Genomic DNA, 15,221 nt, shown 5'->3' on the forward strand with positions numbered 1-15,221 from the left:
GGGATGGCCGAGTCGCCCGGTTCGAAGTGACCTGAGTGGTCTGTGAGTTGGAAGGGGTTTGTGTGATGGGTGAGATGACAGTCGGTGCGGCCGTGGTGTGCGGCGGGGTCATGGCGTGGCTCCTCGCCGAACGGCAGCGCGAGGTACGGCGGGCGCGACTGTTGCTCGCCGGGGGCGGGGCGGTGGCCGCCGGACCCCCCTCCTGGGAGCAGACGGTCGGAGAGCTGCGGCGGCTGTGCGGCCGTTGGCGGAGTGAGTGGTGGGTCCTGACCGTCGGCATCGTGCTGGCCCTCCTCGCAGCCTCGGTGCTTCCCGCCCTCGCGGGGGCGGCCGGGGTGCCGGTGCTGCGCCGGCTGCGGCTGGCCCGGCAGGCGAGGCGGGTCCGGCAGGCGCACGCCGACGCGGTGATCGCGCTGTGCGGGGCGTTCGCCGGTGAGGTGCGCGCGGGACGGCAGCCCGGCGAGGCGCTGCTGCGGGCCGCCCGGGACTCCGGCGGGCTGGGCGAGGCCCAGGCGGCCGTGGTCGCGGCGGCACGCTTCGGCGGGGACGTGCCGGGCGCGCTCGCGACGGCCGCACGCCGGCCGGGCGCCGACGGCCTGCTGGGGCTCGCGGCCTGCTGGCGGGTGGCCGTCGACCAGGGCGCCGGGCTCGCCGCAGGCCTCGACCGCCTGGACGCGGCCCTGCGCGCCGAACGGGACCAGCGCGCCGACCTGCGCGCCCAGTTGTCCGGCGCCCGGGCCACCACGGTGCTGCTCGCCGCGCTGCCCGCCCTCGGTCTCCTGCTCGGCTCGGCCATGGGCGCCGACCCGCTGCGCGTCCTGCTGCACACCGGGGCCGGGCTGGGCTGCCTGGTCGTCGGAGCGGCGTTCGAGGGCGCCGGGATGTGGTGGGCGGCCCGGATCGTGCGGGGAGCTGAGGCGGCATGAGCGCGGAGGTCGTCCACAGGCTGGGGGTGACGGTCGCGGCGCTGCTGGCCCTGGGCTGGTCGGCGTGGCGGCTGGAGCGGGCCAGGCGCGGGCGCCGGGTCCGGCGCAGGGTGGCCGAACTGCTGGCCCTGGAGATGCCGGAGCGGCGGTCCGGCGTCGGAGCTGCCGTCCGCGGGTGGCTGCCGGTGGTCGGTGTGGTGTGCGGCGGCTGGGTGCTGGTCGGTGGGGTCGTCGGGGTGCTGCTGGGGCTGGGCGTCGCCGTGGGGCTGTGGCAGTGGCGGCGCCGAGAGGGGGACGCGGGACGAGCGGCGCAGGCCGAGGCGTCCCGGGCCGCTCGCCAACTCCCGCTCGCCTCCGACCTGCTGGCCGCCTGCATCGCCGCCGGGGCCGGCCCGGTGGAGGCCGCCCAGGCCGTCGGCGAGGCGCTCGGCGGACCCGTCGGGGAAGGGCTTGCGCGGGGTGCGGCGGAGGTCCGGCTGGGCGGCGAACCGGCCGAGGCCTGGCGTCGGTTGGCGGCCCTGCCGGGTGCCGCAGCCCTGGCCCGGCTGCTGGAGCGCGCCGATGAGTCCGGACTGCCGGCGGCCACCCCGGTCGCGCGGCTCGCCGCGGACGCCCGCGCGGAGTGGGCGAGGAGCGCGACCGCGCGGGCGCGGCGGGCGGCCGTGCTGATCTCCGCGCCGGTGGGGCTGTGTTTCCTGCCCGCGTTCATCGCGGTCGGGGTCCTGCCCGTGGTGATCGGGCTGGCGGGCGGGGTTCTGCGAGGGGGTGGTGGATGACCAGGGGCGACAACGGGCCGTCAAACAGGAACTGATCACTGGATTCAAGGGATTCAAGGGAGTCGAGATGTACCAGAAGATGCGGAAGCTGCTGCGCGGGGACGCGGGAATGGTCACGTCCGAGTACGCGATGGGGATCATCGCCGCCGTCGGGTTCGCGGCGGTCCTCTACGCGGTCGTGACAAGCGGGCAGGTCAGTGCGGAGCTCCAGAACATCGTGAAACGAGCCCTCAGTGCGCGGATGTGAGCAAGGGCGCGGGGCGGACCGCGGGTTCGTGACGGCGGAGGCGGCCGTGGTGCTGCCGGTGCTGGTGGCGTTCACGATGGCACTGGTGTGGGGGCTGCTCGTGGTGGCCGCCCAGATCCGGTGCGTGGACGCCGCCCGCACCGGGGCGCGGGCCGCCGCGCGGCAGGACGCCGAGGACGCGGTGGTCACCGTGACGAAGCAGGCGGCGCCGGACGGGGCGACGGTCACGATCGGCCGGGAGGGCGATCAGGTGCGGGTGACGGTGGTGGCGAGGCCGCCGGTGCTGGGCGGGTTGCCGTTCCAGGTACGGGAGTCGGCGGTGGCGTTGGCGGAGGAGGCGGGGCCGTGAGACGCCGGTATTCGGATCGGGGGTCGGCCACCGTCTGGAGCGTTGGCGCGATCGGTGTCCTCTGCGTGGTGTTCGGCGTGGTGCTCGGGCTGGGGCAGGCTGTCGTGGTCCGGCACCGCGCGGCCGGGGGTGCCGACATGGCGGCCCTCGCGGCGGCGGACCACTGGGCCGAGGGGACCACCGCGGCCTGCGCCCGGGCTGACCGCGTCGCGCGAGCACAGGGCGCGCGGCTGACGCGGTGCGTGATCGTGGGAGACGTCTCGGATGTGACGGCGGCGTCGGGTGGTGGGCCGTTCACGGCGGAGGTCCGGGCCAGAGCGGGCCCCACCGCCGCTAGCCCTCCTCCGGCTTCTCCTCCGGTGCCCCCTTCAGCAGCACCGTGAGCAGCCGCACCGCCCCCCGCTTGTGCAACGGATCGTTTCCGTTCCCGCACTTGGGTGACTGGATGCAGGAGGGGCACCCCGCGTCGCACTCGCACGCGGCGATCGCCTCCCGGGTGGCCGTGAGCCACGCGCGGGCCGTGTGGAAGGCGCGCTCCGCGAAGCCCGCGCCGCCCGGGTGACCGTCGTAGACGAAGACCGTCGGCAGGAGCGTGTCGGGGTGCAGGGGGACCGACACGCCGCCGATGTCCCAGCGGTCGCAGGTCGCGAAGAGCGGGAGCAGGCCGATGGAGGCGTGTTCGGCGGCGTGCAGGGCGCCGCCGAGGATCTCCGGGTTGATCCGGGCCTCGTCGAGCTGGTCCTCGGTGACGGTCCACCACACCGCGCGGGTGCGCAGCGTCCGGGGCGGGAGATCGAGTTTCGTCTCGCCCAGCACCTCGCCGGTGATGAGCCGGCGGCGCAGGAAGGAGACCACCTGGTTGGTGACCTCGACGGAGCCGTAGCAGAGGCGGCCGTCGCCCCAGGGGACCTCGATGCCGGTCTCCAGGACGGAGATGGCCGTGGTGTCGCGGGCGACCGTGGAGTACGGCGGCTCGGCCTGTTCGACCAGGGCGACCGAGTCCTCCAGGTCCAGGGAGCGCACCAGGTACGTGCGGCCCTGGTGCAGGTGGACCGCGCCCTCGTGGACGGTGGAGTGCGCGGCGCTCGCGTCCACCGTGCCGAGCAGCCGTCCCGTGCCCGCCTCGACGACCTGCACCGGGCGGCCGCCCTCGCCGCGGATGTCGGTCAGCTCGGCGGCCCGCTCCCGCCGGGTCCAGTGCCAGGCCTTGGTACGGCGGCGCAGCAGCTTCGCGGCCTCCAGCTGCGGCAGCAGCTCCTTGCAGGCGGGACCGAACAGGTCGAGGTCGTCGTCGGTGAGCGGGATCTCGGCCGCGGCCGCGCACAGGTGCGGGGCGAGGACGTACGGGTTGTCGGGGTCGAGGACCGTCGATTCCACCGGTTGGTCGAACAGGGCCTCGGGATGATGGACGAGGAACGTGTCCAGCGGGTCGTCGCGGGCCACCAGGACCGCGAGGGCGCCCTGCCCGGAGCGGCCCGCGCGACCCGCCTGCTGCCACACAGAGGCCCTCGTACCCGGGTAACCGGCGATCAGTACGGCGTCCAGCCCGGAGACGTCCACGCCCAGCTCCAGGGCCGTGGTGGCGGCAAGTCCGAGGAGTTCCCCGGAGTGCAGCGCGCGTTCCAGGGCGCGCCGCTCCTCGGGGAGGTAGCCGCCGCGATAGGCCGCGACACGCCGGGCGAGGGAACGGTCCACCTCGGCGAGCCGTTCCTGGGCGATGAGGGCGATCAGCTCGGCGCCGCGCCGGGAGCGCACGAAGGCCACCGACCGCACGCCCTGCACGGCGAGGTCGGTCAGCAGGTCGGCGGTCTCGGCGGTGGCGGTACGGCGGACCGGGGCGCCCTTCTCGCCGTGCAGCTCGGTCAGCGGCGGCTCCCAGAGGGCGAAGACCAGCTCGCCGCGCGGGGAGGCGTCCTCGGCGATCTCCACGACCGGCAGGCCGGTGAGACGGCGGGCGGCGACGGCCGGCTCGGCGGCGGTCGCGGAGGCCAGCAGGAAGACCGGGGAGGCGCCGTAGCGGCCGCACAGGCGGCGCAGCCGGCGCAGCACCTGGGCGACGTGCGAGCCGAAGACGCCCCGGTAGGTGTGGCACTCGTCGATGACGACGTACTTCAGCGACTTCAGGAAGGAGGACCAGCGGGCGTGCCCGGGAAGTATCCCGCGGTGCAGCATGTCCGGGTTGGTGAGCACGTAGTTGGCGTACTGGCGGATCCACTCCCGTTCCTCGTACGGGGTGTCGCCGTCGTACACGGCGGGCCGTACGGCGGTACCCAGCGGTTGTGAAAGTTCCTTCACCGATCGGCACTGATCTGCCGCCAGTGCCTTGGTGGGCGCCAGGTAGAGGGCGGTGGCGCCGCGGCCGTTGGGTGCCTCGGAGCCGTCCAGGAGGGTGGAGAGGACCGGCACGAGATAGGCCAGGGACTTGCCGGAGGCGGTGCCCGTGGCGACCACCACCGAGTCGCCGTCCAGGGCGTGCTCGGCGGCCAGCGCCTGGTGTTCCCAGGGGTGCTCGATGCCGCCCGCCTGCACGGCGGCGACAACCTCCGAACGAATCCGGTCAGGCCAGACGGCATGCCGACCCGCCCGCGGGGGCAAGTGCTCCGTATGAGTGATGCGCGAAGCCCGGCTCGGCCCGGAGGCGAGCCGGTCCAGGACCGTGCCCGGAGAGAACCCGGACGCGGCCGGAACCGAGGGTCGATCGGATCGGTGATTTATGGCCATCGGGACCGAGTGTGTCACTGGCGTGACGGACAATGGGGCCAAGGCGTCGTGCACGCCTGCCGGTAAGTGATTGAATGCCATCGCGGCTGGCGTACCGTCCCGGGGGCCGCAAGCCGAGGTGTCCCAAGGGGCGACCCGCTCGATAGCAAGGTGCTGGAGGATCCGTGGACCTGTCCCTGTCGACCCGTACCGTCGGCGATCGTACGGTCGTCGAGGTCGGTGGCGAAATCGACGTATATACCGCGCCCAAGCTGCGCGAGCAGCTGGTCGAGCTGGTGAACGACGGGAATTTCCACCTCGTCGTTGACATGGAGGGCGTGGACTTCCTCGACTCCACCGGGCTCGGCGTACTGGTCGGCGGCCTGAAGCGGGTGCGAGCCCATGAGGGCTCGCTGCGCCTGGTCTGCAACCAGGAGCGCATTCTGAAGATCTTCCGAATCACCGGTCTCACCAAGGTGTTCCCGATCCACACCTCGGTCGAGGAAGCGGTGGCGGCCACCGACTGACCCGGGCCGGCCGACGGCTTCCGGACCGCAGATCGGTCCGCGCCGTCCGGTCGGCCTCCGACACGGGCTCGTACAGAGCTGTACGCAAGCCCGTGTCGCCCCCGCCCGCTCGGGCCCGCGTGCTCGTGCCGGCAGCCGTTCACGGGTCGCAGGCCCGTGGCGGACGCAATTCATCGGGGGGCCGGGTTTTCGGCGATCCGGCCCCCTACCGCACGCCTGTAGTTCCGAGGGGGACGTATGGCCACCGTTGAACTCCGCTTCAGCGCGCTGCCCGAGCACGTCCGCACCGCCCGACTGGTGGCGGCGGCGGTGGCACGCAGGGCCGGAGTGGACGAGGCCGTCCTGGACGAGGTCCGGCTGGCCGTCGGCGAGGCCTGTTCCCGCGCTGTTGGTCTGCACCAGAGCGCCGGCATCACCGAGCCGGTGCGGGTGGCGCTGATCGAGGAGGAGAAACAGTTCTCCATCGAGGTCGGCGACGAGGCACCCCGTTCCGTCCCCGTCGACCGGGCGACCGGTGTGGCGTCGGACGCGGACGTGGAGGCCGAGGAGGACGAGATGGGCCTCGCGGTCATCAGTGGTCTCGTCGACGACGTGGAGGTCACCGCCGGGGAGCACGGCGGCCTGATCCGCATGACCTGGCCGACCACCCCGCCCGGAGTCGCACTCACCTGAGAGTCACCCGATCACGAGAAGGGCCCTGCTGAGCAGGGCCCTTCTTGTTATTTTCCTTCGGATGTCATCCGGTCGCCGAATTCGTGAAAGAATTCACGATCAATGCCCCGGCGGATCGCCCGATAATTTGATCAAGCGCCGAATAGGCCAGTGGTGATCGTCAATGCTTTTAGGGCGTTACCACTTTCGGGTTCGTCGGCGTGACCTCGATCATTTGCTGAAGAGCACGAGAAGGCCAATTCCGCTTACCGTCCCCTGTTTAGATCACTCGCGGGTACCTAGAATCCGTCCACATCTTGAGCTCAGCCCAAGCGTCAAGGAGGACGAATGGCGGGGCTTTCTACCCCTCATCAGTTGGGTCACCCCACAACCATCGCGGCCGCGGTCCTGACCGACGACAACCGGGTCCTGGTCGCGGTGATCGCCGTCGTGGCGCTGGCCGCGCTCGTGGTCGCCTGGATCCTGGTGCGCCAGGTACTCGCGGCCGGCGAGGGCACCGACAGCATGAAGAAGATCGCGGCGGCGGTCCAGGAAGGTGCGAACGCCTATCTGGCCCGGCAGTTGCGCACCCTCGGCGTATTCGCCGTCGTGGTGTTCTTCCTGCTCCTGTTGCTGCCCGCGGACGACTGGAATCAACGCGCCGGCCGATCGATCTTCTTCTTGATCGGCGCGGCCTTCTCGGCGGGCACCGGCTATATCGGCATGTGGCTCGCCGTACGCAGCAATGTCCGTGTCGCCGCGGCGGCACGGGAAGCCACCCCGGCGGAAGGCGAGCCGGCAAAGGATCTCACCGCCGTCTCGCACAAAGCCATGAAGATCGCTTTCCGCACGGGCGGCGTGGTCGGCATGTTCACGGTGGGGCTCGGCCTGCTCGGCGCCTCCTGTGTGGTGCTGGTGTACGCGGCCGACGCGCCGAAGGTGCTCGAAGGATTCGGCCTCGGTGCCGCTCTGATCGCCATGTTCATGCGTGTCGGCGGCGGCATCTTCACCAAGGCCGCCGACGTCGGCGCCGACCTGGTCGGCAAGGTCGAACAGGGCATTCCGGAGGACGACCCGCGCAATGCCGCGACCATCGCCGACAACGTGGGCGACAACGTCGGCGACTGCGCGGGCATGGCGGCCGACCTCTTCGAGTCGTACGCGGTGACCCTGGTCGCCGCGCTGATCCTCGGCAAGGCGGCCTTCGGGGACGCGGGTCTCGCCTTCCCGCTCCTGGTGCCGGCCATCGGTGTGCTCACCGCCATGATCGGCATCTTCGCGGTCGCCCCGCGCCGCAGCGACCGCAGTGGCATGAGCGCCATCAACCGCGGCTTCTTCATCTCCGCGGTGATCTCGCTCGTGCTGGTCGCGATCGCGGTCTACGTGTACCTGCCGGGGAAGTACGCCGACCTCGACGGCATCTCCGACGCGGCCATCAGGGCCAAGGACGGCGATCCGCGGATCCTCGCGCTGGTCGCGGTCGCCATCGGCATCCTGCTGGCGGCCGTCATCCAGCAGCTGACCGGCTACTTCACCGAGACCAACCGGCGTCCGGTCATGGACATCGGCAAGTCCTCGCTGACCGGCCCGGCCACCGTGGTCCTCGCCGGCATCTCGATCGGCCTCGAATCGGCCGTCTACACCGCCTTGTTGATCGGCCTCGGCGTCTACGGGGCGTTCCTGCTCGGCGGTACGTCGATCATGCTGGCGCTGTTCGCGGTGGCACTGGCCGGCACCGGCCTGCTCACCACGGTCGGTGTGATCGTCGCGATGGACACCTTCGGGCCGGTCTCCGACAACGCCCAGGGCATCGCCGAGATGTCCGGTGACGTCCAGGGCGCGGGCGCGCAGGTGCTCACCAACCTGGACGCCGTCGGCAACACCACCAAGGCGATCACCAAGGGCATCGCCATCGCCACCGCCGTCCTCGCGGCGTCGGCGCTCTTCGGGTCGTACCGGGACGCGATCACCACGAACGTGCAGGACGTGGGGGTGAAACTGACCGGTGCGGGCGCTCCGTTGACCCTGTCGATGGACATCTCACAGCCCAACAACCTCGTCGGTCTCATCGCCGGCGCGGCGGTCGTCTTCCTCTTCTCCGGACTCGCCATCAGCGCGGTGTCGAGGTCGGCGGGTTCGGTGGTCTACGAGGTGCGGCGGCAGTTCCGCGAGCACCCCGGGATCATGGACTACACGGAGACGCCCGAGTACGGCAAGGTCGTCGACATCTGCACCAAGGACGCCTTGCGGGAGCTGGCCACGCCGGGACTGCTCGCCGTGATGGCGCCCATCTTCATCGGGTTCACGCTCGGCGTCGGGGCCCTCGGCTCCTATCTCGCCGGCGCGATCGGCGCGGGCACCCTGATGGCCGTCTTCCTGGCCAACTCCGGCGGTGCCTGGGACAACGCCAAGAAACTCGTCGAGGACGGCCACCACGGCGGCAAGGGCAGCGAGGCCCACGCCGCCACGGTGATCGGCGACACGGTCGGCGACCCCTTCAAGGACACCGCAGGACCCGCGATCAACCCGCTGCTCAAGGTCATGAACCTGGTCTCCCTGCTCATCGCACCCGCGGTGATCAAGTTCTCCTACGGTCATGACAAGAGCATCGGCATCCGGATCCTGATCGCGGTCGTCGCGCTGGTCGTGATCGTCGGCTCGGTGTACATCTCCAAGCGGCGCGGTATCACCGTCGGCGACGACGAGGACAGCGCGGAACGCGTGGCCAAGTCGGCCGATCCAGCGGTGGTTTCGTAAGCGGTCTTACGACGGCCACCAGGGCTCCCGCGAGGGGGCTCGGCCAACGAGCGGGCGGATGGCGTGTACTGACGCGCCGTCCGCCCGTTTCGTGCGCCGGGAGCGCCCGCCGGTTCTCGCGCGCGGCCTGGTGTGGCCGTGCACTCCGGCTCCGGGTGTGCCCGTCGTCTCGTCGTGAGCCTTCTCTCCCATGGTGCAAATTTACCTAAAAGCGTACTTAGTGGACCCTGTCCATGGGGGTGCTGTCCGTGTGCCGTGTAGATTCCGGGGGCCGAGAGCCATTGAAGGGACCTATCCGGTGAACAAGAAGCTCACGGCCGCACTGTCCGGCGGTGCGGTACTGGTAGTGGCACTGTCCGGGTGCAGCAGCAACAAGGGCACCGACCCCAAGCTGATCGCCTGGGCCAAGACCGTGTGCGACGCGGTACCGGCGCAGGACGCGAAGATCAAGGCGGCCAACGAGGCCATCGCGCAGACGGCCTCGAACACCACGAGTTCGCCCGCGACCATCCAGAAGACCGACTCCCAGGCCTTCCAGGACATGGCCGACGGCTACAAGGCACTCGCCACGGCCATCGGCGGCGCCGGTGCGCCCCCCGGGATCGACGACGGCGCCAAGCGCCAGCAGGACGTCGTCAAGAACCTCAACAGCCTCTCCGCGTCCTATGCCGCCCTGAAGAAGAAGGTCGACGGGCTCGACACGAAGAACCAGGCGAAGTTCGCCTCCGGTCTGCACGACGTCGCTTCCCAGATGGCGGACCTGGAGACGCAGAACAAGAGCGGCACCGCGGCGCTGCAGGCCCTGGAGCAGGGCGAGGTCAAGAACGCGATCGCCGAGCAGGCCAGCTGCAAGAAGGTGTCCGTGACGACGTCCGCTTCGGCGTCGGCCTCGTCGACCACGAGCTGACGGCACGAGTCGGCGTCCGCCGCGGAGGCCCGGCGTCCGGTGCGGGATCCGAGGTCGGCTGCGGAGGCCTGGCGTCTGGTGTGAGTGGCCGAGGCCGGCTACGGGAGCCCGGCGTCTGGCGCGGAGGTTCGGCGACCGCTCTGGAAGCCTGGCACCGGAAGCCGAGAGGGGCCGGTGGCCGCTCTCGGCTTCCGGGGTCGCGCGGTGCGCCCCGCGGGACGGCGGGTGCCGGCAAGGGCCCGGCCGGCGCGAGCTGAGGCGGTGTCCGCAAGGGGGCGCGGGCCACAATGGAGGGCGTGACTGACTCCGGCCTCGCCACCCTGCCCGCTTCCGACCGCCCCGACGTCGCCGCCCGGCTGCGCACCGCCCTGCTGGGTGCCTCCTTCACCGCCGACGGGCTCCTGGAACTGCTCGGCGCGCCCGCGTACGCGGCGCTGGCCCGCAGTGAGACGGTGCCCGCGCTCCGGGCCACCCGCGGGGACACACCGCTGGAGACGCTCGTCCGGCTGTTCCTGCTCCAGCAGCCCGTGCCGCACGCGCGCGTGGCCGGCATGCTGCCCGTCGACGACCTTGTGGAGAGCGGCTGGCTGACCCGCGCGGGCGGCGACGAGGTCGCGGCCACCGTGGACGTACGGCCGTACGGCGGGCCCGACGGCGAGGACTGGTTCATCGTCTCCGACCTGGGCTGCGCGGTCGGCGGCGCCGGCGGCATCGGGCAGCGCCACGAGGGTGTCGTCCTGGGCGTCGGCGGCGCGTCCACGACGCTGGCCGGCATCACCGTCCGCACGCCTGTCTCCGCCGCCCTCGACCTCGGCACCGGCTCCGGAATCCAGGCCCTGCACGCCGCCCAGCACGCCACGCGCGTGACGGCGACCGACCTCAACCCGCGCGCGCTGCACATCACGGCGCTCACGCTGGCGCTGTCCGGTGCCCCGGCGGCCGACCTGCGCGAGGGCTCACTGTTCGAGCCCGTGAAGGAGGAGGAGACGTACGACCTCATCGTGTCCAACCCGCCGTTCGTGATCTCGCCGGGCGCCCGGCTGACGTACCGGGACGGCGGGATGAGCGGGGACGATCTGTGCCGCTCGCTCGTTCAACAGGCCGGGGAGCGGCTGGCCGAGGGCGGGTTCGCGCAGTTCCTCGCCAACTGGCAGCACGTCGCTGGGGAGGACTGGCAGGACAGGGTCAGGTCGTGGGTGCCGCGCGGCTGCGACGCGTGGATCGTGCAGCGCGAGGTGCAGGACGTCAACCAGTACGCCGAGCTGTGGCTCCGGGACTCCGGCGACCACCGCGGGGACACGGCGGAGTACCAGGCGCGGTACGACGCGTGGCTCGACGAGTTCGAGGCGCGCAAGGTCAAGGGGGTGGGATTCGGCTGGATCACGCTGCGGAAGACCGGGGCCGCTGTGCCTTCGGTCACGGTGGAGGAGTGGCCGCATCCGATCGAACAGCCGCTCGGCGAGACGATCCGCGCACACTTCGACCGCCTCGACTATCTCCGTGGGCACGACGACGCGGATCTGCTCGAAGGCCACTTCAGGCTCGCCGTCGAGGTGGTCCAGGAGCAGGTCGGGCTGCCCGGCGCCGAGGACCCGGAGCATGTGGTGCTGCGCCAGCACCGCGGGATGCGCCGCGCGACCAAGGTGGACACGGTCGGCGCCGGGTTCGCAGGGGTGTGCGACGGTTCGCTGAGCGCGGGGCGGATTCTCGACGCCATCGCTCAGCTGATGGGCGAGGACCCGGTGTTGCTCCGCGACCGCACGCCCGCGCAGATCCGGCTGCTGGTGGAGCAGGGGTTCCTGGAGCCTGCGGGCTGACGGACCGGCGGCCTGTGGGACACGCCGGGAAAAGAAAAAGGCCGGAAAAATGTGGCCAGAATGTTTGCCCCGTAGTCCATCGATCACATGTTCGAAACGGTAGCTGCGTCTCGTTCACTTCGATTTCGCCCGGCCGCTTCCCGCCCGCCGTCCGCCCGTGTCAGTCTCCCGGCGCTGGGCAGTCACGGACGGCAGGGAAGGGGTGCGCGGGCCATGGAGAGCGGACCGGCGTTCTTCGCAGGGGCGGTGTTCGCCCTGTTCGGAGGCGCACTGCTGGTGTGGACCGGCATCCGGGTCCGGCGTGGTGAACCCGTCGCCCAGGGTGTGAGTCAGGTCGCATCGGCGACCCTCGCAAGCCTCGCCGCGGTGATCGCGCTGGGCCTCGCGGCGTACTGCCTGACCCGCCTCTGAGGGTGCGGTTCCGGTGATCGGAGCATCACGCTCCGGACAGGGCCGGAAGGGTGGTCGGGGACTCCGGGCGGCAGGAATGGCGGTAGTCGGGTTACCGTTCGAGTGGCCGTTGTGAGCTTTTCCCGTTTGACACGGGGGCGGGATGTACCGTCACACTCCGCAGCGTCACCAAGTGAACGGGTATCCGTGCCCGTGCCACGACCCCGGGAGCAAGGCCTGGGGAGGCCCCAGCGTCGACCGGAGAGAAGAGCGAAGTTGTCCCCGACCAGCGAGACCGCACAGGGCGGCCGCCGACTCGTCATCGTCGAGTCGCCTGCCAAGGCGAAGACGATCAAGGGCTATCTGGGCCCCGGATACGTCGTCGAAGCGAGCGTCGGGCACATCCGTGACCTTCCCAACGGCGCCGCGGAGGTGCCCGAGAAGTACACCGGCGAGGTCCGGCGTCTCGGCGTGGACGTCGAGCACGACTTCGAGCCGATCTATGTCGTCAACGCCGACAAAAGGGCGCAGGTCAAGAAGCTCAAGGACCTGCTGAAGGACTCCGACGAACTCTTCCTCGCCACCGATGAGGACCGCGAGGGCGAGGCCATCGCGTGGCACCTCCTGGAGGTCCTCAAGCCCAAGGTCCCGGTCAAGCGGATGGTCTTCCACGAGATCACCAAGGACGCGATCCGCGAGGCCGTCGCCAACCCGCGCGACCTGAACCAGCGCATGGTCGACGCCCAGGAGACCCGCCGGATCCTCGACCGCCTCTACGGCTACGAGGTCTCGCCGGTCCTGTGGAAGAAGGTCATGCCGCGCCTGTCGGCCGGCCGTGTCCAGTCCGTCGCGACCCGGCTCGTGGTCGAGCGGGAACGCGACCGCATCGCGTTCCGTTCCGCCGACTACTGGGACCTGACGGGCACCTTCGCGACCGGCCGGGCAGGTGACCCGAGCGACCCCTCGTCCCTCGTCGCCCGCCTGCAGGCCGTCGACGGCAGGCGCGTCGCCCAGGGCCGTGACTTCGACTCGCTCGGGCAGCTGAAGACCGCGAACACCCTCCACCTCGACGAGACGAACGCCCGCGCCCTCGCCGCCGCCCTGGAGAACACCCGGTTCGCGGTCCGCTCGGTCGAGTCCAAGCCGTACCGCCGCTCGCCGTACGCCCCGTTCCGTACGACGACCCTCCAGCAGGAGGCCAGCCGCAAGCTCGGCTTCGGCGCGAAGGCCACCATGCAGGTGGCCCAGAAGCTGTACGAGAACGGCTACATCACCTACATGCGTACGGACTCCACGACGCTGAGCGACACCGCCATCGCGGCCGCCCGCGCCCAGGTCACGCAGCTGTACGGCGCCGACTACCTGCCTTCGTCCCCCCGTGTGTACGCCGCGAAGGTCAAGAACGCCCAGGAGGCGCACGAGGCGATCCGCCCCTCGGGTGATCGTTTCCGCACCCCGGCGGAGACCGGGCTGACCGGCGACCAGTTCAGGCTCTACGAGCTGATCTGGAAGCGGACCGTCGCCTCCCAGATGAAGGACGCGACCGGCAACAGCGTCACCGTGAAGATCGCCGGCGCCGCCGCCGACGGCCGGGACGTCGAGTTCAGCGCCTCCGGCAAGACGATCACCTTCCACGGCTTCCTCAAGGCCTACGTCGAGGGCGCCGACGACCCGAACGCCGAGCTGGACGACCGCGAGCGCCGGCTGCCCCAGGTCGGCGAGGGCGACGCGCTCTCCGCCGAGGAGATCACGGTCGACGGGCACTCCACCAAGCCCCCGGCCCGCTACACCGAGGCCTCGCTGGTCAAGGAGCTGGAAGAGCGCGAGATCGGCCGCCCGTCGACGTACGCGTCGATCATCGGCACGATCCTCGACCGCGGCTATGTCTTCAAGAAGGGCACGGCCCTCGTGCCGTCCTTCCTGTCCTTCGCCGTGGTCAACCTGCTGGAGAAGCACTTCGGCCGGCTGGTCGACTACGACTTCACCGCCAGGATGGAGGACGACCTCGACCGCATCGCCGCCGGCCAGGCCCAGGCGGTGCCGTGGCTGCGGCGCTTCTACTTCGGCGAGGGTGCGGCCACCGGCGGTGCCGCAGACGCTGGCAACGGCGACGGCGACCATCTCGGCGGCCTCAAGGAGCTGGTGACCGACCTGGGCGCGATCGACGCGCGCGAGGTGTCGTCGTTCCCGGTGGGCAACGACATCGTGCTGCGGGTCGGCCGCTACGGCCCCTACGTCGAGCGCGGCGAGAAGGACTCCGAGGGTCACCAGCGCGCGGACGTGCCGGAGGACCTGGCGCCCGACGAGCTCTCCGTCGAGCTGGCGGAGGAGCTGCTCGCCAAGCCGAGCGGCGACTTCGAGCTGGGCGCCGACCCGGAGAGCGGCCACCAGATCATCGCCCGCGACGGCCGGTACGGCCCCTACGTCACCGAGGTGCTCCCCGAGGGCACCCCGAAGACCGGCAAGAACGCGGTCAAGCCGCGCACAGCGTCGCTCTTCAAGTCGATGTCGCTGGACACGGTCACCCTCGCGGACGCCCTCAAGCTGATGTCGCTGCCCCGCGTGGTCGGCGCCGACGCCGAGGGCCAGGAGATCACCGCGCAGAACGGGCGCTACGGGCCGTACCTGAAGAAGGGCACGGACTCGCGTTCGCTCACCTCCGAGGACCAGCTCTTCACGATCACCCTCGAAGAGGCGCTGGCGATCTACGCCCAGCCCAAGCAGCGGGGCCGGGCCGCCGCCAAGCCGCCGCTGAAGGAGCTGGGCACGGACCCGGTCAGCGAGAAGCCGGTCGTGGTGAAGGACGGCCGCTTCGGGCCGTACGTCACCGACGGGGAGACCAACGCGACCCTGCGCTCCGGCGACAGCGTCGAGGAGATCACCCCGGAGCGCGGTTTCGAGCTGCTCGCCGAGAAGCGGGCCAAGGCGCCCGTGAAGAAGACGGCGAAGAAGGCGCCCGCGAAGAAGGCGGCGACCGCCAAGAAGGCCGCGCCGGCGAAGAAGACGGCTGCCAAGAAGACCGCCGCCAAGACGACGACGGCCGCGAAGAAGACGGCCGCCAAGAAGGCGACGGCTGCCAAGGCGGCCGCGGAGGACTGAGCCGGAGGGCTGGGCCGGAGGATCGAGCCGGAGGGCTGAGCCAGGGGACTGAGACACCCTCAGGTGCTCATATCG

The 15,221-nt window shown here is 71.2% G+C and carries 13 protein-coding genes; 12 read left to right on the forward strand and 1 reads right to left on the reverse strand.

Annotated elements, in window-relative coordinates; all coding sequences use genetic code 11:
* The first annotated feature begins 65 nt into the window (after nt 1-65).
* From ACFWXC_RS29410 to ACFWXC_RS29430, 5 genes are all read left to right on the forward strand, one after another.
* On the forward strand, nt 66-926 hold the full coding sequence (locus tag ACFWXC_RS29410; RefSeq protein ID WP_384483308.1) for a type II secretion system F family protein: 861 nt from the start codon (nt 66-68) through the stop codon (nt 924-926).
* The gene (locus ACFWXC_RS29415; RefSeq protein WP_384483309.1) at nt 923-1,702 is read left to right on the forward strand and encodes a type II secretion system F family protein; all 780 of its coding nucleotides are present in this window, start codon (nt 923-925) and stop codon (nt 1,700-1,702) included. Before ACFWXC_RS29410 ends, ACFWXC_RS29415 begins: the two co-directional genes overlap by 4 nt.
* 67 nt (nt 1,703-1,769) lie before the next feature.
* Complete coding sequence (locus ACFWXC_RS29420) at nt 1,770-1,949, forward strand: DUF4244 domain-containing protein (protein ID WP_365800202.1); 180 nt, start codon at nt 1,770-1,772, stop codon at nt 1,947-1,949.
* A 28-nt stretch (nt 1,950-1,977) separates the two neighbouring features.
* On the forward strand, nt 1,978-2,298 hold the full coding sequence (locus ACFWXC_RS29425; protein WP_351747227.1) for a TadE family type IV pilus minor pilin: 321 nt from the start codon (nt 1,978-1,980) through the stop codon (nt 2,296-2,298).
* Nucleotides 2,295-2,681: an Rv3654c family TadE-like protein gene (locus tag ACFWXC_RS29430; protein ID WP_384483310.1), complete on the forward strand. Its 387-nt coding sequence runs from the start codon at nt 2,295-2,297 to the stop codon at nt 2,679-2,681. Before ACFWXC_RS29425 ends, ACFWXC_RS29430 begins: the two co-directional genes overlap by 4 nt.
* Here ACFWXC_RS29430 and ACFWXC_RS29435 read toward each other — a convergent pair.
* A complete protein-coding gene (locus ACFWXC_RS29435; RefSeq protein ID WP_384483311.1) occupies nt 2,632-5,100 on the reverse strand; it encodes a DEAD/DEAH box helicase in 2,469 nt (822 codons plus the stop codon). The genes ACFWXC_RS29430 and ACFWXC_RS29435 overlap by 50 nt on opposite strands.
* Before the next feature lie 83 nt (nt 5,101-5,183).
* On the opposite strand from ACFWXC_RS29435, the gene bldG reads away from it, so the two are divergent.
* The 7 genes from bldG to topA all read left to right on the forward strand — a co-directional run bounded on the left by bldG (nt 5,184) and on the right by topA (nt 15,146).
* Nucleotides 5,184-5,525, forward strand: a complete 342-nt coding sequence (gene bldG / locus ACFWXC_RS29440) for an anti-sigma factor antagonist BldG (RefSeq protein WP_010986038.1) — start codon at nt 5,184-5,186, stop codon at nt 5,523-5,525.
* A 237-nt stretch (nt 5,526-5,762) separates the two neighbouring features.
* Nucleotides 5,763-6,197, forward strand: a complete 435-nt coding sequence (locus ACFWXC_RS29445; RefSeq protein WP_384483312.1) for an ATP-binding protein — start codon at nt 5,763-5,765, stop codon at nt 6,195-6,197.
* A gap of 327 nt (nt 6,198-6,524) precedes the next feature.
* Nucleotides 6,525-8,933: a sodium-translocating pyrophosphatase gene (locus ACFWXC_RS29450; RefSeq protein ID WP_384483313.1), complete on the forward strand. Its 2,409-nt coding sequence runs from the start codon at nt 6,525-6,527 to the stop codon at nt 8,931-8,933.
* A gap of 298 nt (nt 8,934-9,231) precedes the next feature.
* Nucleotides 9,232-9,840, forward strand: a complete 609-nt coding sequence (locus ACFWXC_RS29455) for a small secreted protein (RefSeq protein ID WP_384483314.1) — start codon at nt 9,232-9,234, stop codon at nt 9,838-9,840.
* A gap of 287 nt (nt 9,841-10,127) precedes the next feature.
* A complete protein-coding gene (locus ACFWXC_RS29460) occupies nt 10,128-11,657 on the forward strand; it encodes a methyltransferase (RefSeq protein ID WP_384483315.1) in 1,530 nt (509 codons plus the stop codon).
* 213 nt (nt 11,658-11,870) lie between these two features.
* Nucleotides 11,871-12,068 (forward strand): hypothetical protein, encoded by a 198-nt coding sequence (locus ACFWXC_RS29465; protein ID WP_384483316.1) that lies wholly within the window; start codon nt 11,871-11,873, stop codon nt 12,066-12,068.
* A gap of 255 nt (nt 12,069-12,323) precedes the next feature.
* Nucleotides 12,324-15,146, forward strand: a complete 2,823-nt coding sequence (topA, locus tag ACFWXC_RS29470; protein WP_384483317.1) for a type I DNA topoisomerase — start codon at nt 12,324-12,326, stop codon at nt 15,144-15,146.
* The last annotated feature ends 75 nt before the right edge of the window (nt 15,147-15,221 follow it).

Origin of the sequence: Streptomyces sp. NPDC058683 (assembly GCF_042716195.1) — a bacterium.
Classification (GTDB): Bacteria; Actinomycetota; Actinomycetes; order Streptomycetales; family Streptomycetaceae; genus Streptomyces.

Coding starts and splice junctions, on each gene's coding strand:
- ACFWXC_RS29445 (WP_384483312.1), top strand. CDS start 5,763: ATGGCCACCGTTGAACTCCGCTTCAGCGCGCTGCCCGAGCACGTCCGC.
- ACFWXC_RS29410 (WP_384483308.1), top strand. CDS start 66: ATGGGTGAGATGACAGTCGGTGCGGCCGTGGTGTGCGGCGGGGTCATG.
- ACFWXC_RS29435 (WP_384483311.1), bottom strand. CDS start 5,100: ATGGCATTCAATCACTTACCGGCAGGCGTGCACGACGCCTTGGCCCCA.
- ACFWXC_RS29450 (WP_384483313.1), top strand. CDS start 6,525: ATGGCGGGGCTTTCTACCCCTCATCAGTTGGGTCACCCCACAACCATC.
- ACFWXC_RS29465 (WP_384483316.1), top strand. CDS start 11,871: ATGGAGAGCGGACCGGCGTTCTTCGCAGGGGCGGTGTTCGCCCTGTTC.
- ACFWXC_RS29460 (WP_384483315.1), top strand. CDS start 10,128: ATGGAGGGCGTGACTGACTCCGGCCTCGCCACCCTGCCCGCTTCCGAC.
- ACFWXC_RS29415 (WP_384483309.1), top strand. CDS start 923: ATGAGCGCGGAGGTCGTCCACAGGCTGGGGGTGACGGTCGCGGCGCTG.
- ACFWXC_RS29420 (WP_365800202.1), top strand. CDS start 1,770: ATGTACCAGAAGATGCGGAAGCTGCTGCGCGGGGACGCGGGAATGGTC.